Annotated in this window: 22 protein-coding genes; 13 read left to right on the top strand and 9 right to left on the bottom strand. The window is 45.8% G+C overall.

What is annotated here, in order from left to right:
• Nucleotides 1–46 precede the first annotated feature (46 nt).
• Nucleotides 47–199, bottom strand: coding sequence for a hypothetical protein (locus tag QUB70_RS13040; RefSeq protein WP_332980856.1), 153 nt, complete (start codon nt 197–199; stop codon nt 47–49).
• 318 nt (nt 200–517) lie between these two features.
• Here QUB70_RS13040 and QUB70_RS13045 point away from each other — a divergent pair, with 318 nt between their 5' ends.
• Nucleotides 518–973: a Panacea domain-containing protein gene (locus QUB70_RS13045; protein WP_332980858.1), complete on the top strand. Its 456-nt coding sequence runs from the start codon at nt 518–520 to the stop codon at nt 971–973.
• The gene (locus QUB70_RS13050) at nt 974–1,414 is read left to right on the top strand and encodes an MAG6450 family protein (protein ID WP_332980860.1); all 441 of its coding nucleotides are present in this window, start codon (nt 974–976) and stop codon (nt 1,412–1,414) included. It abuts the gene before it with no gap.
• Nucleotides 1,415–1,450: 36 nt separating this feature from the next.
• On the opposite strand, the gene QUB70_RS13055 is transcribed toward QUB70_RS13050, so the two are convergent.
• From QUB70_RS13055 to QUB70_RS13065, 3 genes are all read right to left on the bottom strand, one after another.
• Nucleotides 1,451–1,687: a type II toxin-antitoxin system Phd/YefM family antitoxin gene (locus QUB70_RS13055; RefSeq protein ID WP_332980862.1), complete on the bottom strand. Its 237-nt coding sequence runs from the start codon at nt 1,685–1,687 to the stop codon at nt 1,451–1,453.
• A gap of 77 nt (nt 1,688–1,764) precedes the next feature.
• The gene (locus QUB70_RS13060) at nt 1,765–2,814 is read right to left on the bottom strand and encodes a hypothetical protein (RefSeq protein WP_332980864.1); all 1,050 of its coding nucleotides are present in this window, start codon (nt 2,812–2,814) and stop codon (nt 1,765–1,767) included.
• A 158-nt stretch (nt 2,815–2,972) separates the two neighbouring features.
• Nucleotides 2,973–3,536 carry a hypothetical protein gene (locus tag QUB70_RS13065; RefSeq protein WP_332980865.1) on the bottom strand — a complete coding sequence of 188 codons (564 nt, stop codon included), beginning with the start codon at nt 3,534–3,536 and terminating at the stop codon, nt 2,973–2,975.
• A gap of 192 nt (nt 3,537–3,728) precedes the next feature.
• On the opposite strand from QUB70_RS13065, the gene QUB70_RS13070 reads away from it, so the two are divergent.
• The 4 genes from QUB70_RS13070 to QUB70_RS13085 all read left to right on the top strand — a co-directional run bounded on the left by QUB70_RS13070 (nt 3,729) and on the right by QUB70_RS13085 (nt 6,928).
• Complete coding sequence (locus QUB70_RS13070; RefSeq protein ID WP_332980867.1) at nt 3,729–4,814, top strand: T4 RnlA family RNA ligase; 1,086 nt, start codon at nt 3,729–3,731, stop codon at nt 4,812–4,814.
• A 221-nt stretch (nt 4,815–5,035) separates the two neighbouring features.
• Nucleotides 5,036–5,884: a phosphatase domain-containing protein gene (locus QUB70_RS13075; protein ID WP_332980869.1), complete on the top strand. Its 849-nt coding sequence runs from the start codon at nt 5,036–5,038 to the stop codon at nt 5,882–5,884.
• Nucleotides 5,885–5,888: 4 nt separating this feature from the next.
• On the top strand, nt 5,889–6,266 hold the full coding sequence (locus QUB70_RS13080; RefSeq protein ID WP_332980871.1) for a hypothetical protein: 378 nt from the start codon (nt 5,889–5,891) through the stop codon (nt 6,264–6,266).
• A 71-nt stretch (nt 6,267–6,337) separates the two neighbouring features.
• Nucleotides 6,338–6,928 (top strand): Uma2 family endonuclease, encoded by a 591-nt coding sequence (locus tag QUB70_RS13085; RefSeq protein ID WP_332980872.1) that lies wholly within the window; start codon nt 6,338–6,340, stop codon nt 6,926–6,928.
• A gap of 274 nt (nt 6,929–7,202) precedes the next feature.
• On the opposite strand, the gene QUB70_RS13090 is transcribed toward QUB70_RS13085, so the two are convergent.
• The gene (locus QUB70_RS13090) at nt 7,203–8,738 is read right to left on the bottom strand and encodes a mercuric reductase (protein WP_332980873.1); all 1,536 of its coding nucleotides are present in this window, start codon (nt 8,736–8,738) and stop codon (nt 7,203–7,205) included.
• A gap of 16 nt (nt 8,739–8,754) precedes the next feature.
• Nucleotides 8,755–9,486, bottom strand: coding sequence for a TVP38/TMEM64 family protein (locus QUB70_RS13095; protein WP_332980876.1), 732 nt, complete (start codon nt 9,484–9,486; stop codon nt 8,755–8,757).
• A gap of 77 nt (nt 9,487–9,563) precedes the next feature.
• On the opposite strand from QUB70_RS13095, the gene QUB70_RS13100 reads away from it, so the two are divergent.
• Nucleotides 9,564–10,607 carry an isochorismatase gene (locus QUB70_RS13100; RefSeq protein WP_332980879.1) on the top strand — a complete coding sequence of 348 codons (1,044 nt, stop codon included), beginning with the start codon at nt 9,564–9,566 and terminating at the stop codon, nt 10,605–10,607.
• A gap of 354 nt (nt 10,608–10,961) precedes the next feature.
• Here the strand turns inward: QUB70_RS13100 and QUB70_RS13105 are convergent, their stop codons facing one another.
• A complete protein-coding gene (locus tag QUB70_RS13105) occupies nt 10,962–11,984 on the bottom strand; it encodes a cysteine peptidase family C39 domain-containing protein (protein WP_332980881.1) in 1,023 nt (340 codons plus the stop codon).
• A gap of 511 nt (nt 11,985–12,495) precedes the next feature.
• Here QUB70_RS13105 and QUB70_RS13110 point away from each other — a divergent pair.
• The 6 genes from QUB70_RS13110 to QUB70_RS13135 all read left to right on the top strand — a co-directional run bounded on the left by QUB70_RS13110 (nt 12,496) and on the right by QUB70_RS13135 (nt 22,559).
• Nucleotides 12,496–15,261 (top strand): HAD-IC family P-type ATPase, encoded by a 2,766-nt coding sequence (locus QUB70_RS13110; RefSeq protein ID WP_332980882.1) that lies wholly within the window; start codon nt 12,496–12,498, stop codon nt 15,259–15,261.
• 518 nt (nt 15,262–15,779) lie between these two features.
• Entirely contained in the window at nt 15,780–16,058 is a 279-nt protein-coding gene (locus tag QUB70_RS13115) for a hypothetical protein (RefSeq protein WP_332980883.1), read from the top strand.
• Between the two features lie 981 nt (nt 16,059–17,039).
• Nucleotides 17,040–18,425, top strand: coding sequence for a CmpA/NrtA family ABC transporter substrate-binding protein (locus tag QUB70_RS13120; protein WP_332980884.1), 1,386 nt, complete (start codon nt 17,040–17,042; stop codon nt 18,423–18,425).
• Nucleotides 18,426–18,489: 64 nt separating this feature from the next.
• Entirely contained in the window at nt 18,490–19,335 is an 846-nt protein-coding gene (gene ntrB / locus QUB70_RS13125; RefSeq protein WP_332980886.1) for a nitrate ABC transporter permease, read from the top strand.
• Nucleotides 19,336–19,574: 239 nt separating this feature from the next.
• Nucleotides 19,575–21,575, top strand: a complete 2,001-nt coding sequence (locus QUB70_RS13130) for an ABC transporter ATP-binding/substrate-binding protein (RefSeq protein ID WP_332980889.1) — start codon at nt 19,575–19,577, stop codon at nt 21,573–21,575.
• Between the two features lie 138 nt (nt 21,576–21,713).
• On the top strand, nt 21,714–22,559 hold the full coding sequence (locus QUB70_RS13135) for a nitrate ABC transporter ATP-binding protein (RefSeq protein ID WP_332980890.1): 846 nt from the start codon (nt 21,714–21,716) through the stop codon (nt 22,557–22,559).
• A 778-nt stretch (nt 22,560–23,337) separates the two neighbouring features.
• On the opposite strand, the gene QUB70_RS13140 is transcribed toward QUB70_RS13135, so the two are convergent.
• Complete coding sequence (locus QUB70_RS13140; RefSeq protein ID WP_332980892.1) at nt 23,338–23,901, bottom strand: Uma2 family endonuclease; 564 nt, start codon at nt 23,899–23,901, stop codon at nt 23,338–23,340.
• Nucleotides 23,902–23,971: 70 nt separating this feature from the next.
• On the bottom strand, nt 23,972–25,387 hold a 1,416-nt coding region (locus QUB70_RS13145), incomplete at its 5' end, for a leucine-rich repeat domain-containing protein (protein WP_332980893.1).

Below are 25,387 nucleotides of genomic sequence, written 5' to 3' on the forward strand. Positions count from 1 at the left end.
AACGGTAGGCAAGCTCCAAACCTTTACATAATAAGCCCTTGCCAATCTAAAATCTAAAATCTAAAATCGTATGACCGGCTGCGGCTGCGAGTCTTGATGATGTTTCCCATCCAGCATTGCGCGTCGCTGGCATGGGGGCGATCGACATTCCGAAGCAAAGGCTGCTGGCGATGTATGATTTACTGAGATGTTGCACCATTGTCAATAAGCCTTTTAGGAACGGGCTCTGGTGCCCGTTCGACAAGAAAATCTACTCTTTGTGGAACAGGCATCTTGCCTGTTCTTGAGAATGGTGCAAAATGTAGGATTTACCTAGGGTGGAGCCGGATGAACCTGGTTGGGATGAGGAGTTAGCTTAGCAGCAGCCAGAAAGAATTAGCTCAAAGGTTGGGGGATTTGGATAGAAAAATGTAGTGGCTAGGGGAAAAGGGCGATCGTAATTGCGATCGTACTTCTCAAGCCACCAAATAGTTTAGCATCAAAAGTGAATTTGTCAAATTACTCAAATCCTAAAACTATGAAAAGTGCTCTTGATGTAGCTCGTTACTTTTTATGCCGTGTCGATCGAGAAGCAGGCGATACCATTTCTGGGCTGAAACTGCAAAAGCTCGTGTATTATGCACAAGCTTGGAGTTTAGTCTTTAGAAGCCAGCCGCTATTTGATCGAGATATTGAAGCTTGGGTTTCCGGCCCCATTGTCCGCGATGTTTGGGATGAGTACAAAGCTTACAAATATAGCGATATTCCCGCTCCCGATAATTGTGAAGAAGAATTTGATGAAGATGAAATCGAGGTTCTCGAAGAAGTTTGGAATGCTTATGGAGAATTAAGTGCTAAACATCTTGCAGAATTGACGCAATCAGAGACACCTTGGCTCAACGCCCGCCAGGGATTAGAACCTGCGGAAACATCAACTAAAATCATCTCCCACGAGGATATGAAATCCTGCTATGCACCTTTGGTGGAGGCCTAAGTGGGTAAAAAAAGTCAAATACCAAAGCCACCTCAAAACAAGCAACAAAGAAGAATTCCAGAGCAAGCAACTCAGTTAAATCGACCAAGCAGTACAGATGACGAGCATCCTAGCTTCAGATTTACCTATGCAGATAAAAATCGTTGGCTTTTGTCTGACTGGACATCATCAGAAATCAATGACCTAATTGAAGGACTAAAGAAAATTGAGAAATATACTTGGGGTCAAATCAAAGGTCACGGCTCAAAAAAACGAGGTGAATCAGTGGGAACGGGTTATAAGTTGATTAACATTCATCCGACTTTGCCTGACAATATTCCTGAAGATGAGAGATTATCAGAAATGCGAATTGATGAGAAAAAAAGGATATTTGGGTTTCGCATTCAGTTTGTTTACTACATCATTTGGTTTGACCGCAATCATTCAGTTTGTCCCGAATAAAAATATTTGTTATAGATGTGAAAGTTATTATATAAATCAATACCGTGCTTCCTCCCTTAGCCTAATGACGGTTGCACTTAGGGGTTCGCCCTTGACATTAATGGAGTTTCGGAATGCTTTACGCCTAGCTAACCGCTGCTCCTTTGATAGGGGCGGGACTACGCGAGCTACTACTTTGCCCTCCTGTACGATTGTCACTTCTTCTCCTTTCGCCACCTTTTCCAAGATAGCTTGCAGATTCTGCTTGGCTTCTTCAACACTAATCGCAGGCATCTTATTAGTTTTTTAGGTATAGTTTAATTGTACATCAACGCGAATCTAAAATCTAGCATCTCAAATCTAAAATCATATTAACGTTGCCCTGCTTGAAGTGCAGAATTTGCTATCTGAACAACTTCTTGCTGCCGTGCGTTTTTCCTTGTGACTCGGTACAGCACTCCCAGCCTTTGCCACTCAACAAAAGCAGTGCAGTAAGCACCGCAATTATTGAAATAAAGCCCCCTGAATCCGCCCGCCAATTCAACGCTTCTGTAAGTATCCTGCGGCAATTGCGAAGGAGGCGAAAACGGTTCATTTCTTTTAGCTTCGATTGTGCCGAAATAACAGGTTCCGATGCGGCATCCTTTGCCTAAATACATTCCCACAATGTAACCGTGGGAACCTGCTTGCACGTCAAATTCAAGTTGCTGAATATCAGATAAAGGAAGTATACTCGGAAGAAAAACAGGCACTCGCGTTTTGCCTTTGATTTGCCGAAAAATGTTACTCGCAGGAAAACGACTGTTAGCTTGGTTTGCTGAATTATCGGGGATTGAAGGAAACTTTTGCACAAAATTCCTCCACTGCACAACTCTATTTTTAGCAATGTTCAAAGTGGGAATCGAGTATTTTTCTAGCGCAAAAGAAGGGCGGCTGTTTTTCAGGTTGAAGTTGCGGCGAATCACTGTAATTTCTGGTTTCCCTAGGCCGTAAGCTGTGGCGATGGAACGGGCGAGATTGCAGCTAATTTTGAAGCGTCCCATCTCAATATTGCCATTTTCCGCTTGATAAGACCAATTGTAACCTTCTGAAGGGCGATCGCGATCGCACAAAAAATGAGAAATCTCAAACATCTTGGCAATATGAACATCGTACAACCGCAACTTGCGGCTGCCTGTAGATTTTGCAGTATTGCGATCGGGTACAATAAATTGTATCGGTTGCCAGCTATCTTCAGGGGAAAAATTAAACCAGCGGATTTCTGTAATCGGGAGTTCAGTCCTTGCTAACGCTGAGTTTGGTATCAAATGTGCGTGAAGCGAAGCTATCCCGTTCCCCGCAGGGGTTCCCGAAGGGTAGGGAATCGTAAAAGCAGTCACCACACCAGCAAAAATCGCCGCAAATAGCCATCTTCCCCTCATCGTGATTTCCCCCGAAGTAGATAAGTGCAAAAAAACCATAGCATCTTGTAAAGGGCGAGTGCGAGTTAATATCTCTCATACAAATCTCTCAAACAATAACGGTAAGGTGCGCCCTGCACACCCTACCGATAGAAGTTGTGCGTTCCCGACTACAAAGCTTAACGTTTCCGAGCTAAAATAGCAGAATTTGCTATTAAAATTAAATCCGATTCTCGTCCATTCTTAATTGCTACGGTATACATAAAATTCTGACTTTTCCACTCAAGAGTTGCTGTGCAGTAAGCCCCGCAACCATTGTGAAAAACACCTTTCACTCGGTCAGCCAGTTGAACATTTTTTAAGGTCTTAGTTACCCCTTCTACTTTGGTAGAAAACTCACCCCCTTTCTGACCTCGAATTTCCCCAAAAGTGCAAGCTCCCGCACCTCGACAATCTGCTGTATACTCCATAGAAATAGTATAGCTGTCCGCTGTCGCTTGGCTTTGATAGTAAAGCTTTTGCGGCGGAATAGGAAGCCGGCTGGGGATAAAAATTGGTACTTGTGTTTTGCCTTTTAACTGCTGCAAGATTTGACTTACCGGAACAGCCGTACCCGCTACAGCAACAGATTTTGTTTCCGGCGGTAGCTGCGACAATTCGCACGCACCAAAAACTCGCGATACAGGTACTAAAGCAGTCAATACACACGCCGAAGCCGCCAAAAGTAATAATTTATTGTTCACTGTGTTTTTCCTTGCTGTCGAAACAGTCCAGTTTTACGTTGAAGCACATTCACCTATTTACAACGATACTCGAAAATACAAAACTCCCAATAGGCATTCCGCAAAAAAGCAACTTTAACTTTTTGTTTACAAAATCCCTAAAATATGCAGTTACAGATAAAATAGAAAAAGAGACAAATTTAGGAATATAACGTGGAACTGCAAGAGTATTTACGCCAGCAGGGATTGGAAACTTTATCCGAAACTTATCATATCAAAGTTACCCGCCACCGCCAATATCCCGATCTAGTATGTCTGAAATACTCGCAGATAGAATCCCCGCTGGGCGAAAAAATAGTCCAGCAGTGCCGAGGCATTATTTTAGATTCATCTCAAGATTGGCAGATAGTTTCTTATCCCTACGACAAATTTTTTAATTACGGAGAAGGCCACGCCGCTGCAATTGATTGGAGTCATGCCAAAGTCTACGAAAAACTAGACGGTTCTCTGACTGTACTGTATTTTTACAAGGGAGAATGGAGAGTGCAATCTAGCGGCACTCCCGATGCCGCGGGCGAAGTTAACGGTTTTGGATTCAGCTTTGCCGAACTTTTTTGGAAAGTCTGGCAAGAATTGGGATATCAATTACCACAAGAAACCGACCAGTGTTTTATTTTTGAGTTGATGACGCCTTACAATAGAATAGTTGTCCAGCAACAAAACAATCAAATCGTGCTGCACGGGGTTCGCAACACTCAAACGCTGCTAGAAACCGACCCGAGTATTTGGGCAAATAAATACGGATGGGAATTGGTCGCATCCTATGCTTTAACTAGCTGGAAAGAAGTTATCGAAGCCGCTCAGCATTTAGAGCCGATGGATTCGGAAGGGTATATTATCTGCGATGCTAATTTCAACCGAGTTAAAGTAAAGTCTCCGCAATATGTCGCGATTTCCCACCTCCGCGAAGGGTTTTCTACGCGCAGGATGATCGAGATTGTTTTGACTAATGAAGGAGAAGAGTTTTTAGCTTATTTTCCTGAGTGGAGTGAGTTGTATCAAAAAGTTAAGGACAAATATCAATCTTTGGTTCAAGAAATCGAGGAGGTTTACCGACAGCACGAACATATCGAAGTGCAGAAAGATTTTGCTTTAGCTGTGAAACATTTGCCGTATTCGGGGATTTTGTTTTCTTTGCGGGGCCGAAGAGTTGCGGGAGTGAAAGAAGCTCTCCGCGATGTTACTATTCATAAAATAGAGGAGTTGTTGGGTTTAGATTACATCCATTTAGGATTGTAGAAGAAGGCACTACACGGATTTTGACACGGATACACGGATTAATTATCGAGCGTGAGGCAGATGTTTAAGGAAGAGGGAAGTTCGGCAACGAGCAATGTACGGGATGTAACGGATGTAACGGATGTAACGGATGGAATGAAAAGGTAAGTATTTAAACAATGCCCAATGCCCAATTACCAATGTCCAATTACCAATTCCCCCATTAGTCATTACCAATTACCATGAAAAGAGTTATTGTACTTGTCGGTTTACCTGCTTCTGGAAAATCTCAATTTGCTAGGGAATTGCTGCTGTCTGAACCTGCAAAGTGGGTGCGGAGCAATAAAGATTTGCTCAGAGAAATGGCTCATGCTTCTCATTGGTCGCCCGCGAATGAAAAGTTTATTTTGCAGTTGAGAGATACGATTATTTTGATGGCTTTGGAAAGCGGCAAGCACGTCATTGTTGACGATACTAATTTCGGTCCTCACATCCAGCATATCAAGGAGTTGGTTAAGGGTAAAGCTATCGTTGAAGTTAATGATTCTTTCCTGGAAGTTCCGGTTGAGGAGTGTATTAAACGGGATTTAAAAAGACTTAATTCGGTGGGCAAAGATGTGATAATGAAGATGTACAATAAGTATGTACGTGTTCCCGTTCAGCCACCGGAATATAATCCTGATTTGCCGGATGCAATTCTTGTGGATATGGACGGTACATTAGCGCTTCTCAACGGCAGAAATCCTTTTGATGCTTCTACGTGCGATCGCGATTTACCGAATCAGCCCGTCTTAGATACTGTCCGCAAGTGGCAGTCTAGCGCCCATATTATTGTAGTGTCGGGCCGAACAGATGACTGTCAGCCTCAAACTAAAAAATGGTTGCAGCAGTACGAGGTTAATTATGCCAGCCTTTATATGCGGAAAACCGGAGATATGAGGAAGGATTCGATTATTAAAGATGAAATCTATCGGCGGCATATTGCAGGGAAATATAATGTTAAGTTTGTGTTGGACGATCGCCAGCAAGTTGTTGATATGTGGCGGTCGTTGGGATTGACGGTATTCCAAGTAGATGAAGGGGATTTTTAAAATTATGAAAACTGATTTTTTTGCTCCTTGCTTTGAGGCTATTGAAGACAACTTATACATCGCTTTTTCTGAAGCAGAAGGGGGCGAACATTATTTCATCCTGACACGAAAAGAAGGCTCGGAAGCAGAGACTGTTCCTAACAGAAAAAACATCTATGCAGAATTGGACGATGAATACTGGACAGAAGATGCAGGCATCGATTTTGTTACTCTTAGTCGCGCTCGATTTACTGTTCGCTTTGGTTCCGATACTATAACTCTTCTAGAATGCGATGAGGTTGCAATTACTTTCTCCTTAGAAGACGCTGATTTTGAAAGGTTAAGGCACGTATTACAGAAGATAATGCGGGGTTATGAAGATAGATTGAATTTAATTGATTAGTCAATTGAGTGCCGGTGAGGCTGCACTAGCTCTAATGCTATAATCAAAGTAACATTGACAAACATTTTGTTATGATAGCCATTCCCCAAACACCCCAAAAAATGACCGTTGAGGAATATCTCGAATGGGAAGCTCAACAAGAGATTCGCCACGAATATGTCAACGGCGAAGTTTTTGCCATGACAGGCAGTACAATTCCTCATAACGATCTTGCACTCAACTTTTACAGGAACTTGTACCCGCATCTGCGTTCCACAGGCTGTCGGATGAACGTGTCAGACGTGAAATTGCAAGTCAGTTTTCAAAGCCGTTACTACTACCCTGATGTGATAGTCAGTTGCGACCCTCAAGACATAAATTCCCGCACATTCATTCAGAATCCTAAAATCATTGTGGAAGTTCTTTCCCCCAGTACAAGTGCTAAAGATCGGGATGAAAAATTCACTTGTTACCTGAAAATTCCGACTTTGCAAGAGTATATCTTGATTGATTCACAAAAGATTTTTGTTGAGCGTTACTGTCGGGGAGAGGGCAGAATGTGGCTTTACTATTCTTACACTGCTGGGGAGATTGTAACTTTATCAAGTATTGGGTTTGATTTGCCGATCGCACTTTTGTATGAAAATGTTGGATTGGAAACAGAAACAGAAACAGAAGCATAAAAAAACACACCTCATTTTGCAGCTTTTTTATGAACAGGCAAGATGCCTGTTCCACAAAGAGTGAATTTTATTGTGGGCCGTTGCTTCGACGCCGCCCATAAAAGCCGATAATAGACCTCTTGCAAAAATCCTTTTAATCAAATTCTGGAACGGGCTCTCCGGCCCATTCCACAAGAAAAAAAATTTTGTGGGATGGGCATCTTGCCCGTCCTAGTTATTTTTGCAAGAGGTCTAATGAACCGGCAAGATGCCTGTTCCACAATTAATTATTTACTTATCGCGTCCAAGCCAGCCAGCGGTTAAACAAATTTTTCACAAACGGAGTCAAACGAGTGCGATTGTAAGCATCTCCCGCTTTCCGAATTGCCTCAGCTTGCGTCGGATACGGGTGAATTGTGCTAGCAATCTTTCCCAAACCAATATTGTTAACCATTGCCAAACTAATCTCGCTTATCATCTCCCCAGCGTGTCGCGCTACAATAGTTGCACCTAATATTTTGTCGCTGCCTTTCTTGACGTGAATTTTTACAAATCCTTCCTCTTTGCCGTCAATAATTGCCCGATCGACCTGACTGAAAGGAATTAAAAATGTATCGATATCAATGCCTTTTTCCTTAGCCTCGCGATCGCCCAATCCGACGCGCGCAATTTCCGGATCTGTGTAAGTACACCAAGGTATCGTCAAAGCGCTGAGCTTTTTGCGCCCGAAAAATAGAGTGTTTTGAATAACCATCCTCGCGGCAAAATCAGCAGCGTGAGTAAATTTGTGGGTCATGCAGATATCGCCGGCGGCATAAATGCGGGGATTAGTAGTTTGTAAGTTGTCGTTGACAAATACGCCTTTTTGTGTATCGTATTCTACGCCGATCGCCTCCAGATTCAATCCTTCCACGTTGGGCGATCGGCCTGTACTCACAATAATTTCATCTACTGTTACCGATGCTTCCTTACCTTGAGATTTATAATAAATTACTTTGCCTAAATTTGTTTTCTCAACGCGCTCTATTTGGGATTCTAGTATTAGTTGAATTTCTTCGCGTACAAAAGCCTGCTGCACGATTTTAGCAGCATCGACATCTTCCTTGTCCAAAATCTGAGCATTTTTGTGCAGCAACACGACTTCCGAACCCAGCCGCCGAAAGGCTTGAGCCAATTCGCAGCCGATCGGCCCTGCGCCAATTACTGCCAAACGTTGCGGTCTTTCTGTCAGATTAAATACAGTTTCGTTTGTCAGATATCCAGCTTCTTGTAAACCGGTAATTTGCGGTTGTAGCGCCCTTGCACCTGTGGCGATTACTGCTTTTTTAAAGCGGAGAGTTTGACCTGCAACTTCTATGGTATTATTGCTAGTAAAACAACCGGAACCTAAGAAAACATCGACTCCTAATTTGTGCTGGTAGCGTTGAACAGAATCAACATCGCTGATTCCCGCCCTGATGCGGCGCATTCTTTCCATAACTGCGGGGAAATCAACTTCTACACCGTTAGAAACATTAACGCCAAATTTACTAGCCTTCCAAATATCGCCGACAGCGCGGGCAGATCGAATTAAAGCTTTTGAGGGTACGCAACCGACATTCAAACAGTCGCCGCCCATTAAATGTTTTTCAATTAAAGCAACTTTTGCGCCCAAACCTGCCGCACCCGCAGCCACAATTAATCCGGCTGGCCCGGCGCCAATTACTACTAAATTATAACTGTTAGCCGGCTGCGGATTCACCCAATCGGGCGGATGTAAATAGGAGACTAATTTTTGGTTGTGTTCGTCCATCGGGGGGACAGTTACGCGATCGACTTTTGAGTGCGACATTAGAAAATTATCCTAATTAAATAGTTTCATCTAAAGCCTTGCGAGCAATACTAGAGAGCAAGAAAGTGACGGCGACAGCCGCCGTCAAACTGATGATATTAATCAACCATTTTACTGCTTCTGCTTGCGGATTTGCCGGCTGATTTATTGTACAGATCGCAGCAATATTTCCCACCAAAGAACCTGAGTAAACGTACATAACAATTCCCGGTATCATGCCCGAGGAACCTAACACGTAATCTTTTAAAGAAACCTGAGTAATTCCCAAAGCGTAATTCAATAAATTGAAAGGAAATAAAGGACAGAGGCGGGTCAAAAAAACTATTTTTAATCCTTGTTGGGAAACTGCGCGATCGAGCGTTTTAAACTTTGGGTAAGTTTCCATATATTTTACCACGCGATCGCGGCACAAATAGCGCCCGATCGCAAAAGCAAATACAGCACCTAAAGTGGAAGCCGCAAAGACGTAAACCGAACCCCACCACAAACCAAAAATCGCCCCCCCTCCCAGCGTCAGTACCGAACCCGGTACAAACAGCACAGTAGCCAAGTTGTAAGTAGCTACAAAAGCCACTGGCCCCCACCACCCTAAATCCTCGATCCGCATTAACAGAGTTCTCAAAACATCTTGAACGTAGGCAGATCTAGTTGCTACAATTAAGAGAGCGAGCAAAAGTGCGATCGAAAAAAACAACACTATGCGTTTAAATTTTACCTTAGCATAATCTTGGATTCGTTCTTTGGTCATGATTTACTCGCAAATATTTATCAGCATTATACTCCAAACTTAAAATATTACTGTAAACTAACCCAAAAGCTATCGTCATGACACCAAAAACCCAACTTCCACTCCCCAATCATTTCGACACCAAAAAAGTAGGCGAAGTCTGGCGAGTACCCTACCAAGAACGCGCTACCGAGGCTAAAAACTGGGCTAAACAGCACAGTATCCAGCCAGCCGCAAGCGACAAAAACCGCATTTGTTTGATGATAATCGACGCTCAAAATACCTTTTGCCTGCCAGAATTTGAACTATTTGTCGGCGGGCGTTCCGGTAGCGGTGCAGTAGACGACAACCTGCGGCTGTGCGAATTTATCTACCGCAATTTAAACTTAATTACAGCCATTGCGCCCACAATGGACACCCACACCGCCATGCAAATTTTTCATCCAATCTTTTGGATAAACGAAGCAGGCGAACACCCGCAACCGGCCGCAACTTCCATTACACTAGAAGATGTACAAAAAGGCCTATGGAAAGTTAATCCAGCCGTTGCCGATAGCATCGCCGGCGGCAACTTTTCAGCACTGGAAAAACACAGCCTCCACTACGTCAATAAACTTAGTGAAAATGGCAAATATCCCCTGACAATTTGGCCGTATCACTCAATGTTAGGTGGCATCGGACACGCCCTAGTTTCCGCTGTTGAAGAAGCAATATTTTTCCACGGCATCGCCCGCAACAGCCAAGCACTTTTTGAAATCAAAGGTGGTAATCCACTAACAGAAAACTATTCTGTTTTGCGGCCCGAAGTCTTAGATGGACCTGATGGGGTTTCTATTGCTCAAAAGAATGCTAAGTTTATTGATAAATTGCTCGAATTTGATGCAGTAATTATTGCCGGACAAGCCAAAAGTCACTGCGTTGCTTGGACGATTGATGATTTGCTAACGGAAATTTTGGCGCGAGATTCGCAGTTGGCCAAGAAGGTTTATTTGTTGGAAGATTGTACTTCGCCTGTCGTTGTTCCGGGTGTTGTTGATTTTACGGAACAAGCAGATGCGGCTTTTCAAAGATTTGCGGCGGCGGGAATGAATGTTGTTAAATCTACTCAGTTAATGGATATTTTGCCCGATATTTCTAAGTAGTATGGTGCGGATTGCGCGCCTTACAGAAAATTATCAAATATAAAATATAAAATTTCGTAGGGGCGGGTTTTACGAATAATATTTAATGCGTGTCCAAAATCTCAACAAACCCGCCCTCCACCAAAAATCTATATCAACATTGACCTGATTAAATGCAAAGAATATACATTTTGATTTTCGGTTGGGTGGGGCGGGTTTTTGAGACGAGCAATTTTTGGCTTTTATGGTTGGTAAAACCCGCTACTACGGTTTTTTAAATTTACATTTTGATTTTTCGGTTTGGTGGGGGCGGGTTTTTGAGACGAGCAATTTTTGGCTTTTATGGTTGGTAAAACCCGCCCTACGTTTCCTTGCTTATTTCCCATCTAATCTCGGTACGCCCTCCAAGAAAGGGCCGCTCAACATCAACTCAGTCATCCGGTCTAACTTACCACTGACTTTTACTTTTTTATCTTTTTGAAAGCGCTCGGTATCTGCTTGCAAATTACCAGAATTATATCCCAACTTACTCAAATAATCAATCGCTTGCCGATCGCTTAACAAGATATCCGCTGAACGGAAAATCGGCACGTATTCCTCCCGCCAAATCTGGGCAAAAGTTGCCCTGTCTAAATAGAAAATCCTGCCCCGCGCCGGGTCTCCAATTGCAGCAATACTGTCATTCATTCCCAGCAAAGCCACCGCGTGCGGTAGCTTCCGAGGGCCGTCAAACAGCCAAACTGCTAGCACTCCGGGGCGATTAATTTGCTGAATTTGCTCCCAAGTCGGCGCCAGTTCTGCTGCATTGACTCCCAAAGCTCTTGCTGCTACAATTAACTGCGGCATCGAAGTTCCCAAACGACTCGTGCCCGCTAAACGCGCTACACTCGATTCCGTCGCATCCATTCCCCAACGCCTCAATGCTGTTGCTAGCGCAGCCGGCGCACAGCTACTGTTAGAAGTTTGCCGAAAAACACCGTTTGGCTGCAAATTGTCAACTAAATCAGCGTAAATTGGTGCCAGAAAATAGGCTTCAGCGCCGGTAAATCCGCCCAATCCCAGCAAGCCGATTAAGATTACTGCAATTACTTGCGATCGCGCCGTCTGCCAGCTTACAGTAAAGCCAATACCGCAGATTCCCATCAGCATCACTCTGAGCAAAGTCCAAGTCACTTGCATCCCGTGAAAGCGCCACTCGATCGGCAAAGCCGGCATTTGAGGCAGATTTAGAGCCAGTAGCAGCAAGCCAATATAAAAACCCAAAAACAGCAGGGCGATCGAATTTCTGCCCTTAAACAAATCGTTAGCCGTCACTCCCGATCGAACTAACACCTTTCCTCCGCGCATTCCCCAGACAAACAGCACCGAACCCAGCACCAGCGTCACAAGTATTTCCATAGGCTCAGAATTTTGTTGCTTAACTAGGTTGTAACATTTATGCGATCGATAACTCCTGACTCCTGCTCAATAATGAATCCGTGTATCCGTGACTTCCGTGTCGTACCTTTCTTTAACCACACCTAAAATTTGCCAAATGTCAAGGGATTCGATCGACCTTTCCCCACCTTAGCCACCAAGTCCCAAACAAAAATTTAGCGCCGGAAAAAATTCCCCACATCTCTTGCCACAAACGGCCACATCCGTTGTAATATAGACGTAAGTCACACCCCGTTAAGCTGTCGCGCATTTAAATTGTATATTCAGGGCGGGTGAGACGCCCAACCCCTACTCCCCACAAGAGTTTGATTGTTTTTTCACATACAATTTAAATGCAGAACAGCTTAAAGTAATCAACAAACAATTAAGCCGCTCAATATATTCACGCTCCAACGAGCGATGAGTTGTATTGAGCGTGCCTATTAAGGAGCGATCGAAGCTCCTCACACACCCCCAATATTCAGGAAGAATCATGCCATCAAGATCCGCCAACGATGTAGACGTAGCAGAGCAATATTGGCACTACCTAGAAATATCCAAGGTTGCAACTATCTTAGAAACCAACCTGGAAAGCGGTTTAGAACCGACAGAAGCCAACCATCGCCAACAGAAATTCGGGCCCAACGAACTAACGGTTAAAGCAGGGAAACCAGCCTGGTTAAAATTCATCCTGCAATTTAACCAACCCCTCCTGATCATCTTGCTGAGTGCAGGTTTAATCAAAGCAGCGATCGGAGAATGGCTAAACGCTAGCGTAATTTGGGGCGTAACAACCACCAACGCTACTATTAGTTTCATCCAAGAAGCTGGAGCCGAGAAAAAAATTGAAGCCCTAGCCCAAGCTGTCACCACCGAAGCCACAGTCATTCGGGGCGGCAAAAAATTAAGAATTCCCTCCAAAGAACTCGTTGTCGGCGACTTAGTAATGCTGACTTCCGGCGACAAAGTACCCGCAGACTTGCGCTTAGTGAAAGTGCGCGACTTGCAAATCGACGAATCGGGACTCACCGGGGAATCAGTTGCTGTCGAAAAAGAATTAGGACAATCGGGAGACTTGGTTCTGCCACAAGAAACGCCACTAGCAGAACGGGATAACATGGCCTATGCCGGCAGTTTTGTCACTTTTGGCCAAGGTAGCGGCATCGTAATTGCGATCGCCAATAAAACCGAAACCGGCAAAATCTCCCAACTATTAGATCGCCACATCGACCTCACCACCCCCCTCACCCGCAAATTCAACCAATTCAGTCAAAACTGGCTGTTATTCGTGCTGGGAATGGCAACCTTGACCTTCGCAGTGAGATTGGGGCGGCCAGTCCCTGGGGGAGTTTCAGCCTTTAAAGAAGCAGTCGAACCCGCAGTCGCCCTGATTGTCGGCGCAATTCCCGAAGGCTTACCCGCCGTCATCACCGTCACCCTAGCCGTAGGCGTTTCCCGGATGGCAAATCGCCACGCGATCGTCCGCAAATTGCCCGCAGTAGAAACCCTCGGCGGCGCTACAGTCATCTGTTCCGACAAAACCGGAACTTTGACGGAAAACCAAATGACGGTGCAAGAAATCTATTCTGGCGGCGAATCCTACTCGGTTACGGGTACGGGATACAGCCCCGAAGGTGAAATTCAACTCAACCAACTGCCAATTACTGTCAGCCAAACTCCAACTTTGCAAGAATGTTTGCAAGCTGGACTCCTTTGCAACGACTCTCACTTGGAATTCAAAGACGATAATTGGATAGTCGTCGGAGATCCGACAGAAGGAGCGTTAATTGCTGTTGGCAAAAAAGCTGAATTGAGCCAGCAAGTTTTGTCCGAGTCAATGCAGCGGCTGGATTCAATTCCCTTTGAATCTCAGTTTCAATACATGGCAACGCTGCACCGAACTCCCACTGGCAAAATTTTGTACGTCAAAGGTTCCGTAGAATCAGTTTTGAGTCGCTGCGGTTCCAGTCTCGATACCCAAGGAAATCCGGTAGAAGTTGATCGCGAACAAATTCACCATCAAGTTGATGAAATGGCAAAGCAAGGCTTGCGCGTCTTGGCTTTAGCGAAAAAGCCAGTACCCCAAAGCCAAAATTCCGTCGATCACTCGGATTTGGAGTCGGGGCTGATTTTCTTGGGACTGCAAGGCATGATTGACCCGCCGCGGGCAGAAGCGATCGCAGCCGTCCAAGCTTGTCAAACCGCCGGCATCCAAGTCAAAATGATTACCGGCGACCACATTGCTACAGCCAAGGCGATCGCCCGCCGCATGGGATTCCGCAAAACTAAACATAACAGAGAACTTGTAGCCTACACCGGCGCCGAGCTCGCCTCCATGAGCAAGCAGGAACTCGGCGAAGCTGTAGAAGCCGGCTCAGTTTTTGCCCGCGTCGCCCCAGAACAAAAACTCCGCCTCGTAGAAGCTTTGCAGCAAAAAGGCGAAATTGTGGCGATGACGGGAGACGGCGTTAACGACGCGCCGGCGCTGAAACAAGCGGATATCGGGATTGCGATGGGCAGCGGTACGGAGGTTTCTAAGGAAGCCGCGGACATGATTCTGACTGATGATAACTTTGCGTCGATCGAATCTGCTGTCGAAGAAGGGCGATCTGTTTACAAAAATCTGCTCAAAGCAATCAGCTTCATTCTCCCAGTCAACGGCGGAGAATCGATGACAATTTTGCTCAGCACTTTGTTGGGCAGAGAATTGCCGATTTTGTCGCTACAAATTCTCTGGCTGAATATGCTCAACTCGATCACCATGACTGTACCGTTGGCTTTTGAGCCCAAGTCAGCGGGAGTCATGAAACAGCAGCCCCGACCGGTAAACGAACCTTTTCTCACCGGAAATCGGATCAAGCGGATCATCGCTATTTCTCTTTACAACTGGACTCTGATTTTCGGAATGTTTGAATGGGTGCGCCAAGCAGATTGGGGAACTTTGGCACTGGCCCGCACGATGGCGATTCAAGCTTTGGTAATGGGGAGAATTTTTTACCTGTTGAGTCTCAGCCAGTTGTTGCCTTCTTTGATTGCTAAGTTTAGCGGTTCTAAGGAAGAAGTGAGCGGCGCTCCCGCCCTCGGTGTGGGAATTGTCCTGGCGGTGATTTTGCAGATCATCTTTGCTAATTCTCCGTTTGTCAATCGCATATTTGAGACGGCTCCGATGAATCTGGATCAGTGGCTGATTTGTTTCGGAGTTGCGCTACCGATGATCGGTGTTGCTCTCTGGGTCAACCGCTTTGACCCGCCCAACTAATCGAACTTGTAGGTACTGCCATTAGCAATACCAATTTTAAAAAAGAATGCAACAGTATTCTTGTTCCCCCCGCAATGCAGCGGGGGGCTAGGGGGGTCGAAGAGTGTTGCACGATTTTAGAGAAATGGTATAATTTCGGCTGTTCAGAAACCCGGTTTCTTGAAGAAACCGGGTTTCTCTGTTTTATATCAAATGCGGGTGCATGGGAATTGTATAACTGAGGTCGTCTTCAACTCGCGATCGGGTTCCAGGGCAGCGGTACAAGTCCCTTCTACCAAGGCGTGGCGACGGTAGTACGAGATTGGCTGGTGCACAGTGGGGAGCGATCGCATACATAGCCAGCACGGACGATCGCAATTGGTGAGTGATGCACTAACCGTTGCCCATTTCTAGCAATTATGTTTTCGCCACGGTTCGCGATCGCGCGCGTGTTGTATAAGTTTTAGTTAATCAACAAAAAGATAGAGAGAATGTTGGGCTTATTAAACTAAAGTAAAAAGCACGAACTATTTAAAGTAATGACAAATACAGCAACAGCATTTGATAAAATCTTCCGCGACAGCGATGGCGAAATCGTTTTAGCTGAGCCACCAAACCCACCGCTTATTCTCTGGTTTGCAGCGAGTTTACTCGAACTGATTTTCACAACAGGCAAAATCCATACAGGGTTAGACGCAGTAGCTTTTGGCTCCTTGTTTACCTGGGCGTGGCTGGAAATATTTGAAGGCGTTAATTATTTTCGCAGAGCGCTCGGTTTCTGCGTGCTTGTTGCTGCGATCGGGTCAAAAATCTGGTAGTCATTCTGTGTCTCCAAGCATAATTTTCGCGATCGCCGGTAATGATCGAAAAGGGAAGTGTTTATCCTTCCCTTTTCTTGTAAGCTGTTGTGCATTTAAATTGTATATTTCGAGTCCCGATCGAAAATCGTCAAATCCTCTCCCCCGATCCCCTTCTCCCCCTCTCCCTCTCTAATACCATAGGCAATCTAGATGCAACACAGCTTATCTACTTGCATCACCTGCGATCGCCTCACTTAGTTAACCCGTCAAACACTCCTATGGGCGCAGCAACCGCATCTTGTGTGCAGGCCCAACCGCTTCGATCCGGATCTTTTGCCGTCACTTCCCTCACTCTTCAAGCATCCTCGTCTATGAGAGAGCCAAGAGTATCAATTTCCTATTTCAATACTACCCATCTGAAAACGGCAAAATCACCACATAGTAATTGTTTGTGCATATTAGGCCCTAATTACCCCCGACCTTAAAAAAATAGACATATATTAACAAAGTAAATGTGAGGTGGCTGCGATATTTGCAGCTTATTGACAATAGATTGGGCTTGCCCCCGATCGCCATTCGCTACAAGCCTTACCCAGGAAGTCTTGGTTTGAACCTGTTTTGATAAGCAAACCCGATCGCCCTTCCCAACGGTTCGTTATCGATAGCGTCCTCCTAAAAGATTTACTTATCAATCAAATTTAATAATTGTTTTAGAATTTCCGCAAGAGTACGGTAGAGTTAATTATCAAGTCAAGGAAACGTGCGGCTCGCAAAAAGTGAGTTCACACAACTCGGTCGATCGCAAGATCGATTTAATCAAAAAAGTCAAATCAGCAGGGATAGTTTAAAGACTTATGCTAGCGATAAATCTTTTGCTCCCTCCTGCCAACCTGCGCTCAAAACAGTTCGCTAAACCCCATTAGCGAACAGCAAAAAAGCGCATTGATAAACTTCAGTGATGTCGTTACAGAAGATTATGAATTGCAGCGAGGCTAGACTATGACAAAATTTTCCGATCGATTTTCCCGGCGCAAATTTATCGTTACAGCAGGTGCATCTGCTGTCAGTTCAATACTGCTAAAAGGCTGTTTGGGAAATCCCCCAGAACCCGGTGCAACTGCCGGTGCTGACGGCGCAATACCCGCCGCTACCTCAGTAATGGCTGTTGCCAACGAGAAAAGAGTCGAAGGAATTGAAAGCACCAAAATCACCTTGGGATACATCCCGATCGTCGAAGCAGCACCTTTAATCATTGCCCAAGAAAAAGGCTTTTTTGCCAAATACGGCATGACAGAGGTAACAGTTGCCAAGCAAGCAAACTGGGGCTCGGCCCGAGATAACGTAGAAATCGGATCGGCCGGCGGCGGCATTGACGGCGGCCAGTGGCAAATGCCGATGCCTTATCTAATAAGTAAAGGCCTAATTACCAAAAACAGCGTCCAAATCCCGATGTATGTTCTCGCGCAGTTGAACACTCAGGGAAATGGAATTGCGATCGCGGGCAAACACCAAGGCAAAGGCCTCGGACTTAAACTAGATCGAGCGGCCCAAGACTACATCAAAGGCCTCAAACAAGCAGGCACGCCCTTCAAAGCAGCCTACACTTTTCCCAAAGTTAACCAAGACTTGTGGATTCGCTACTGGCTGGCAGCTAACGGCATCAATCCCGACGCAGATGTCGAACTGCTAACAGTACCGGCCGCCCAAACTGTCGCCAACATGAAAACCGGAAGCATGGACGGTTTCAGCACCGGCGACCCCTGGCCGCTGCGGATTGTCAAAGAAAACATCGGCTTCATGTCCGCCCTGACTGCCGAAATCTGGAAAGATCACCCAGAGGAATATCTAGCAATTCGCGGCGACTGGGTAGACAAACACCCCAAAGCCACCGAAGCCTTACTCGCAGGACTAATTGAAGCCCAGCAGTGGTGCGACAAGCCCGAACATCGAGCCGAATTGGTCGCCATTGTTTCTGGCAAAAATTTCTTTGACGTATCTCCCACCGTTTTGACGCCTCCCTATGAAGGCAAGTATGTCATGGGCGACGGCAAACCAGACATCAACGACTTCAAGAGTAGTCCGCTGTACTGGAAAGACGCCATTGGCAACGTTTCCTATCCCTACAAGAGTCACGATTTATGGTTCTTAACCGAAAGCGTGCGCTGGGGTTTCTTGCCGACAAAAACCTTGGCAGATAAGAAAGAAATTATCGATAAAGTCAACCGCGAAGATATCTGGAAGAAAGCAGCTAAATTAGCCGGAGTTTCTGATGCTGACATTCCCGCAAGTACGTCTCGCGGCGTTGAGAAGTTCTTTGATGGCACAGAATTCAACCCGGAACAGCCAGAAGCTTATCTCAAGAGTTTGGCAATTAAAAAAGTGTGATGGGTCTTACCTTCCCATAATTTAGTCTCGAAAATAAACAGCAGAAACATAGGAAATTAGCAGGATGGCTGTAAGTACAAGTCGGAGAGGCGGAGTCGATGTCCAAGGAGCTTTTGGCGAATTTTGGAAGAAAAATTCCCAAAATATCTTGCCGCCAATCTTGGGATTAATTGGATTTCTGTTAGTTTGGCAATTTTTGTCGAGTTCTGGAATTATCAAATTGCCGGGGCCGACTAGCGTTTGGACTGATGAACGGACGCGGATCTTGTTGATGTATCCTTTCATGAACTCCAAAACCTACGGAGTCGGCTTATTTTGGCAGACTTTGGCTAGTTTGGAACGGGTGGCAAAAGGCTACACTCTCGCCGCGATCGTGGGAATTAGCATGGGGGTTGTGGTAGGTACAAATCCTTTTCTAAATAAGGCTTTAGACCCGATTTTTCAGTTTTTGCGGATGGTGGCGCCTTTGGCTTGGGTGCCGATCGCCCTGGCTGCACTGCAACAAAACGAACCTGCTGCTTTGTTCGTGATTTTTATTACTTCAGTTTGGCCGATTTTAATCAACACGGCTGAAGGTGTGCGCCAAATTCCTGACGACTATAACAACGTTGCAAAAGTGCTGCAACTTTCTCGGAAGGAATACTACCTCAATATCTTGTTCCCCTCGGCGCTGCCTTACATCTTCACAGGATTGAGAATTGCGATCGGGCTAGCTTGGCTGGCGATTATTGCAGCGGAAATTGTGATGTCGGGGATTACGGGTATCGGCTTCTTTATTTGGAATGCTTACCAGCAAAACTACATCAGCGAAATTTTGTTAGCTGTAGTTTACATAGGGGCCGTTGGTTTGCTGCTCGATCGGCTGATGGCTTGGTTGCAGCAAAAGATTGCTCCTAGTCAAGGAAAGTAGTTTTGATTTGTGAGTTACTTCCAGGCTCTGCCCAAGGCGTGACAACTTAGCATTAAACCCGATCGTCTCTCTTGTTTGCAGCCAAGTCTCGATCCCCCCTAACCCCCCTTAATAAGGGGGGGACAAGAGTGCAGTCAAAGTCCCCCTTATTATTAAGGGGGATGCCAGGGGGATCGAGATTTGAGTAAAAGCGACATTATCTATCGAAATAACAAACCTACAAAAAAGGCAAGAAAATCATGTCTGTTTTGATTGCAGTAGAACAACTCGAAAAAGTCTTTAATCTATCCGACGGTGGCAAATATGTTGCCCTCAAAGGCATCGATCTAGAAATAAAAAAAGGCGAATTTATCTCCTTAATCGGACACTCCGGCTGCGGCAAATCTACGCTGCTAAATATGGTCGCAGGTTTGGATTTGCCGACAGAAGGGTTGGTGACGATCGAAGGACAAAGAATCACCAAACCCGGGCCCGATCGCATGGTAGTGTTCCAAAACTATTCGCTGCTGCCTTGGCGGACGGTGAGGGAAAACATTACTCTAGCTGTAGACTCGGTGATGAAAGGCTTACCCAAAGCCGATCGGCTCGAAATCATTCAAAAACACATCGACATGGTAGGCTTGGGCCCTCACTCGGAGAAACAGCCCGCACTGCTATCGGGGGGACAAAAACAGCGCGTGGCGATCGCCCGCGCTCTCGCCCTGCGTCCCAAACTGTTACTCTTAGACGAACCCTTCGGCGCTTTGGACGCTCTGACTCGCGGCAACTTGCAAGAGAAGTTGATGGAAATTTGCCAAGAGTACGAAATCAGCGCCCTGATGGTAACTCACGACGTGGATGAGGCCGTGCTGCTGAGCGATCGCATCGTCATGCTCACCAACGGCCCGGAATCGAAGATTGGCGGGATTCTCGAAGTAGACATCCCCCGCCCCCGCAAGCGGATGGAAGTAGTCTCGCACCCCAGCTACTACGCTCTGCGGAGCGAAATGATTTACTTCCTCAACCAGCAGAAACGGGTGAAAAAACTGCGGGCGCGGAAAGTACCCGCGATCGCCCGCCACGGCCTAGAAAAAGTCAACCTCGAACTCGGCTTTATTCCCCTAGCAGCCTGCGCTCCCCTAGCCATCGCCAAAGAAAAAGGCTTGTTTGCCAAGCACGGCCTCGATGAAGTGCACCTCGTGCGGGAAACAAGCTGGCGCGGCATCGTAGACGGCATCGCCGCAGGTTACTTAGACGCAGCTCAAATGCCTTCTGGAATGGCGATGTGGTTGAGCTTGGGGGGCCACCAAGAGAAGCCGATACCGACGGTTACAGCCCTCACCATGAGCCGCAACGGCAACGGAATTACCCTCGCGAGGCGCTTTTACGACCAAGGGATCTACACTCTGGCAGACTTTAAAAAAATGCTCCAGAGAACGCCCGCGCAAACGCACCGTATGGGCATCGTTCACCCTTCTTCGATGCACAACCTGCTGCTGCGCTACTGGCTGGCTTCCGGCGGCATTGACCCCGATCGCGATGTCTCCCTGAAAAATATCCCACCGGCTCAGATGATCGTGGACTTGCAGGGCGGCACTATTGACGGTTTCTGCGTCGGCGAGCCTTGGAATTTGCGGGCCTCGATGGAAGGAGTCGGCTTTACGGTGGCTACAGATTTGGAACTGTGGCCGGGACACCCCGCGAAAATTCTGGGGGTTCGGGAAGACTGGGCAAATGCTTATCCCAACACTCACATTGCTCTGGTCAAAGCTTTGCTAGAAGCTTCTCACTATTGCGCCGATCCAAATCACGCCGAAGAAGTTTCGGAAATTGTCGCGGGACGGGAGTATGTCGCCACCGACAAGAGTTACATCCAACTCGGCGATCCCAGTTCTTCTGCTTGCAACCTGGATACTCCGATGCGGGAATACGCCCACCACTTGTTCTGCGGAGACGGGGTGAACCGTCCGAGCCGCACCGAACAACTTTGGCACATGGTGCAGATGGCGCGCTGGGGCGATACTGTGTTCCCGCGCAACTGGGTGGAAATTCTGGAACGGGTGGTGCGAGTCGGCGCGTTCAGCACGGCGGCGCGAGAGTTGGGGATGTCGGATATTACTTACAATCGCGGTTCTCTCCGCTTGTTTGACGGTTCGGTGTTTAATGCTGACGATCCGATCGGCTATCTCAACAATCTGGAAATTAAACGCGATTTCACGATGGCAGAAGTTATCCTCGATTCCGGCCGCAGAGCTGCTTAGACCGATTTTTAGTTGCATGAAAACAGGGTAATTGCTAATTGCTAACTTCCTGATTCCATCCGTTACATCCGTTACATCCGTTACAGAATCCGTTGCCGAACTTCCTTCGCCAATAACCCACTAACAAGTTCCAAAATCATGCTCAAAACCACTACTAACCAGACTGATACCAAAAAGCAAGACAACAAAGGAAAGGATCGCCGGAAACCTTTTTTGGTAATTGACAATGTTTATAAATCATACCCAAACGGTTACAGAGCTTTAGAAAACGTTAACTTGACTGTAGCTGAGGGAGAGTTTATTACTCTGATCGGACACTCGGGTTGTGGCAAGTCAACACTGTTAAATATGGTGTCCGGTTTTAGCCATCCGACTGAAGGCACCGTGACGATTAACGGGCAGCGGATTACGAAGCCGGGCCCCGATCGCATGGTAGTGTTTCAGGGCTATGCTTTGCTGCCTTGGCGGACGGTGTTTGAAAATGTTTATATAGCTGTGAATGCTGTATTTCCGAATAAGTCGAAGGTCGAAAAAAATGCGATCGTCAACGAGCATTTGGCGATGGTGGGATTGACTGAAGCTGCTGAGAAAAGACCTCCCCAAATTTCTGGGGGGATGAAGCAGCGGGTTTCGATCGCCCGCGCTTTGGCAATTCGCCCGAAAGTGCTGATTTTAGACGAACCTTTCGGTGCTCTCGACGCAATTACTAAGGAGGAATTGCAGGAAGAATTGCTGAAAATCTGGAACGATCACCGCTGTACGGTGTTGATGATTACTCACGATATTGATGAAGCGCTGTTTTTGGCCGATCGCCTGGTGATGATGACTAACGGCCCGTCGGCGACTGTCGGCGAAGTTTTGGAGATTCCGTTTCCTCGCCCGCGCGATCGGGTGCAAATCATGGAAGATCCAGAATACTACAATTTGCGGAACTACGCTCTAGACTTCCTGTTCCGCCGCTTTGCTCACGATGACGATGCTTAATCGGTTGGGAAATGCGAGTTAAAAAATGGGGAATATTGGACAATTGAAGCTCCAGTATTCCCCATTTTTATGGGAATATTGCTGGGCGCAAGGTTTCCCTAATGTTTTTGGGTTAACTGAAGCTTAACTGTTGGCATTGACACTCTCAGCGCTGAAGCGACTGAGATTCTTAAGAAATTTCGTTCTTAATATCCCTATTGCTAGGGTTCCTGGGCGCAATCCTTTTGCCAAAAAATGGTGGGCTGCTATCCTAGTCTTTCAACTAGCTCCTCAAGCGTTTAAGGGTTTTTAGTCCTTGGTTTCGTGGAGTCCCCGCGTACCTTTAATGAATGGTAGGCATTTGCTTCCCAGGGTTTCCCCTGTGTATCCATCCCAATATTTAGTATAAAGCCTTTTGTCTTTTTTACAACACCAAAAATGTTAAGAATTAAGAAAGATTCACGGCGGTTAAAACCGCCCGTGTCGCTTTCATCGAGCGGGCTGAAGCCGCTGAGTTTTTCGCTTTCCGACGACCTTTTATAAAATTTTCCTGACCATCCGGATCTTTTTCTCAACTTTTACGTCTACCAACGAAGAGACCCGATTGCCTAGCTGTCGGTAAGCTGGCATGAACTGAGCCCACCTTCGATCGAGGGTGGGCTTCTTCTTCATGTTATTAAGTGTTTTTGCTAAATTGATGGTTTGTGCATTCCACCTTTTGAAGTGGCACAGGGTGGGGTAGTGATTCGTGTTTGATGGATTAATCACTGTTGCAACAAGTACAAGATATAACTTTCAATCAACTTATTTTCAACCAATTAAATAAATCGGCTGCGGATAATTGCCAATCTTCCAACACGCCAAGAACAGGTAAAATATCCGTGCCAGATTTAAATTCAGGTATTTGATTCGGCTGAAAAACTATGACTGATTTATCGCTCGGATCTGCAAACCAACCCAATTTAGTGCCATGTTGAATCGAAAAAAGTATTTTTTTAATCACCTTATTTGGAGATTGGTCTGGTGATATAATTTCAATTATCCAATCCGGTGCAATTTCAAAGCGGTTGGCAATTTCTCCATCTTCATCAACGGGAATGCGAGACCATTCAAAAACAGCGATATCGGGAACGATCGATCGCCCCCCAAACGTACAGCGCAATTCTGGAAAAGCATGAGCTAATTTGGCAGGCTTTCCTAGCTGATTAATTGCTGACAGTAGTTCATCTTGAAGTTTGCTATGTTTTCCTTGCGGCATAGGTTTTTGATAGATTTGACCGTCTGTGTATTCGCTTGCGGGTTTAGTTTCTGGCAACTGCAAAAACTCTGCCAGAGAAATCGTTGACTTTGCTGCTACTACCATAAATCATCTCTCCTGAAATAATCCTAAAGAACAAATAATCTAAGCTTCCCGTGTTTCTGCTTTTTCGCTTTCAGGTTTGCACTCCAAACTCCTCTGGATCGATGTCCCAATTTACCCAGCGAATTGCCTCTTTAGCCGATCGCACATCAGGCGGCACTCGCAAAGCATGAATGTGTCCGGTGCTCGGACAAATCATTTTTAACAAATAAATATCTTCTTTTTTCGGAGCATCATCATCGTCCTCGAAATCATCAGGATCGAAGCCATCAATATCAGCATCAATTTTGAGCAGCGTGTATTCTTTCCAGCAATCTAACTCTGTTGCTTGCAGTTCGGAGCAAATTCTAGCATAACCAATTCCCTGAATTAATACTCGTCTTAATTCAGCATTTTTTTCTGCTAAAAGCCATTGTGCTTGCCACAGATTGGGGTGAATTTGTCCGTATTTTTCAGGTAATGTTACACCGTAGTAGGAATAGATTTTGTAACCGTCGGGAAATTCCAGTGCAGGTTCCCCTTCTGCATGGAGGCGGTACTCGCTGTCGAGGGATAGTTTGATTGGGCGCGAACACACAATACAGGTATCATCTAACAAAATAATCCAGCCGCATTCTGCTAAAAGCTGGTTCAGGCATTCAAAAACTTTCTGTGCTTCTGGTTTGAGAACAATACCGAAGCCAGAAACACATAATTCAGCAACAGCGAGAGCCTCAACCAAGTATTTCGGAGTAAATATTGACTTTGAATATTTCCGATAGTCTAAAAAGTTTCCATTCAATTGTTGTTCTAGCTGTTCCTCCCATATACTTAACTCCGAAAGTTCTTGCCGCAATTCTGTTAAGAAAAAGGGGTGCAGCGCATCTTTTACCCGTTTTGTAAGTCGCTTTATCAAATCAGTGTCATTGGATCTTTTCAGCGGTATTTGTGCTACCCCGCCGTTGGGGCTACTGCAAAAAGTTATTTCAGAGGCTTTTAAACCCAGGATCTCGCAGACAGACTTAACGGCGGCTGCGGCTTTGGGGTTAGAGATGGGTTTGGTAGAGTTGGCGAGAGTTCCCCACTTTTGACGACACGCTTCGATTAGAGCCTTATGTTCAGGTTTAAAATTTACATTCAGATAAGCCAAATTAGTCAGAGATTGCAGGGGTGTGATGTCTGATATTTGATTGTTGGAGAGATGCAGAGAAGTCAAATTAGTCAGAGATTGCAGGGGTGTGATGTCTGATATTTGATTGTTGGAGAGATGCAGAGAAGTCAAATTAGTCAGAGATTGCAGGGGTGTGATGTCTGATATTTGATTGCCGTACAGATTCAGATCAGTCAAATTAGTTAGAGATTGCAAGGGTGTGATGTCTGATATTTGATTGCCGTACAGATACAGATGAGTCAAATTAGTCAGAGATTGCAGTGGTGTGATGTCTGATATTTGATTGTTGGAGAGATACAGCTTAGTCAAATTAGTCAGAGATTGCAGGGGTGTGATGTC

This window comes from Microcoleus sp. A003_D6, assembly GCF_036702825.1.
Taxonomy (GTDB): Bacteria; Cyanobacteriota; Cyanobacteriia; order Cyanobacteriales; family Microcoleaceae; genus Microcoleus.

Bases quoted from the DNA above. Each gene is read 5' to 3' on its own strand.
- QUB70_RS13135 (WP_332980890.1), top strand. From the start codon at position 21,714: ATGCTCAAAACCACTACTAACCAGACTGATACCAAAAAGCAAGACAAC.
- QUB70_RS13105 (WP_332980881.1), bottom strand. From the start codon at position 11,984: ATGGAAATACTTGTGACGCTGGTGCTGGGTTCGGTGCTGTTTGTCTGG.
- QUB70_RS13055 (WP_332980862.1), bottom strand. From the start codon at position 1,687: ATGCCTGCGATTAGTGTTGAAGAAGCCAAGCAGAATCTGCAAGCTATC.
- QUB70_RS13115 (WP_332980883.1), top strand. From the start codon at position 15,780: ATGACAAATACAGCAACAGCATTTGATAAAATCTTCCGCGACAGCGAT.
- QUB70_RS13120 (WP_332980884.1), top strand. From the start codon at position 17,040: ATGACAAAATTTTCCGATCGATTTTCCCGGCGCAAATTTATCGTTACA.
- QUB70_RS13130 (WP_332980889.1), top strand. From the start codon at position 19,575: ATGTCTGTTTTGATTGCAGTAGAACAACTCGAAAAAGTCTTTAATCTA.
- QUB70_RS13060 (WP_332980864.1), bottom strand. From the start codon at position 2,814: ATGAGGGGAAGATGGCTATTTGCGGCGATTTTTGCTGGTGTGGTGACT.
- QUB70_RS13040 (WP_332980856.1), bottom strand. From the start codon at position 199: ATGGTGCAACATCTCAGTAAATCATACATCGCCAGCAGCCTTTGCTTC.
- QUB70_RS13045 (WP_332980858.1), top strand. From the start codon at position 518: ATGAAAAGTGCTCTTGATGTAGCTCGTTACTTTTTATGCCGTGTCGAT.
- QUB70_RS13075 (WP_332980869.1), top strand. From the start codon at position 5,036: ATGAAAAGAGTTATTGTACTTGTCGGTTTACCTGCTTCTGGAAAATCT.
- ntrB (WP_332980886.1), top strand. From the start codon at position 18,490: ATGGCTGTAAGTACAAGTCGGAGAGGCGGAGTCGATGTCCAAGGAGCT.
- QUB70_RS13090 (WP_332980873.1), bottom strand. From the start codon at position 8,738: ATGTCGCACTCAAAAGTCGATCGCGTAACTGTCCCCCCGATGGACGAA.
- QUB70_RS13110 (WP_332980882.1), top strand. From the start codon at position 12,496: ATGCCATCAAGATCCGCCAACGATGTAGACGTAGCAGAGCAATATTGG.
- QUB70_RS13085 (WP_332980872.1), top strand. From the start codon at position 6,338: ATGATAGCCATTCCCCAAACACCCCAAAAAATGACCGTTGAGGAATAT.
- QUB70_RS13095 (WP_332980876.1), bottom strand. From the start codon at position 9,486: ATGACCAAAGAACGAATCCAAGATTATGCTAAGGTAAAATTTAAACGC.
- QUB70_RS13080 (WP_332980871.1), top strand. From the start codon at position 5,889: ATGAAAACTGATTTTTTTGCTCCTTGCTTTGAGGCTATTGAAGACAAC.
- QUB70_RS13140 (WP_332980892.1), bottom strand. From the start codon at position 23,901: ATGGTAGTAGCAGCAAAGTCAACGATTTCTCTGGCAGAGTTTTTGCAG.
- QUB70_RS13100 (WP_332980879.1), top strand. From the start codon at position 9,564: ATGACACCAAAAACCCAACTTCCACTCCCCAATCATTTCGACACCAAA.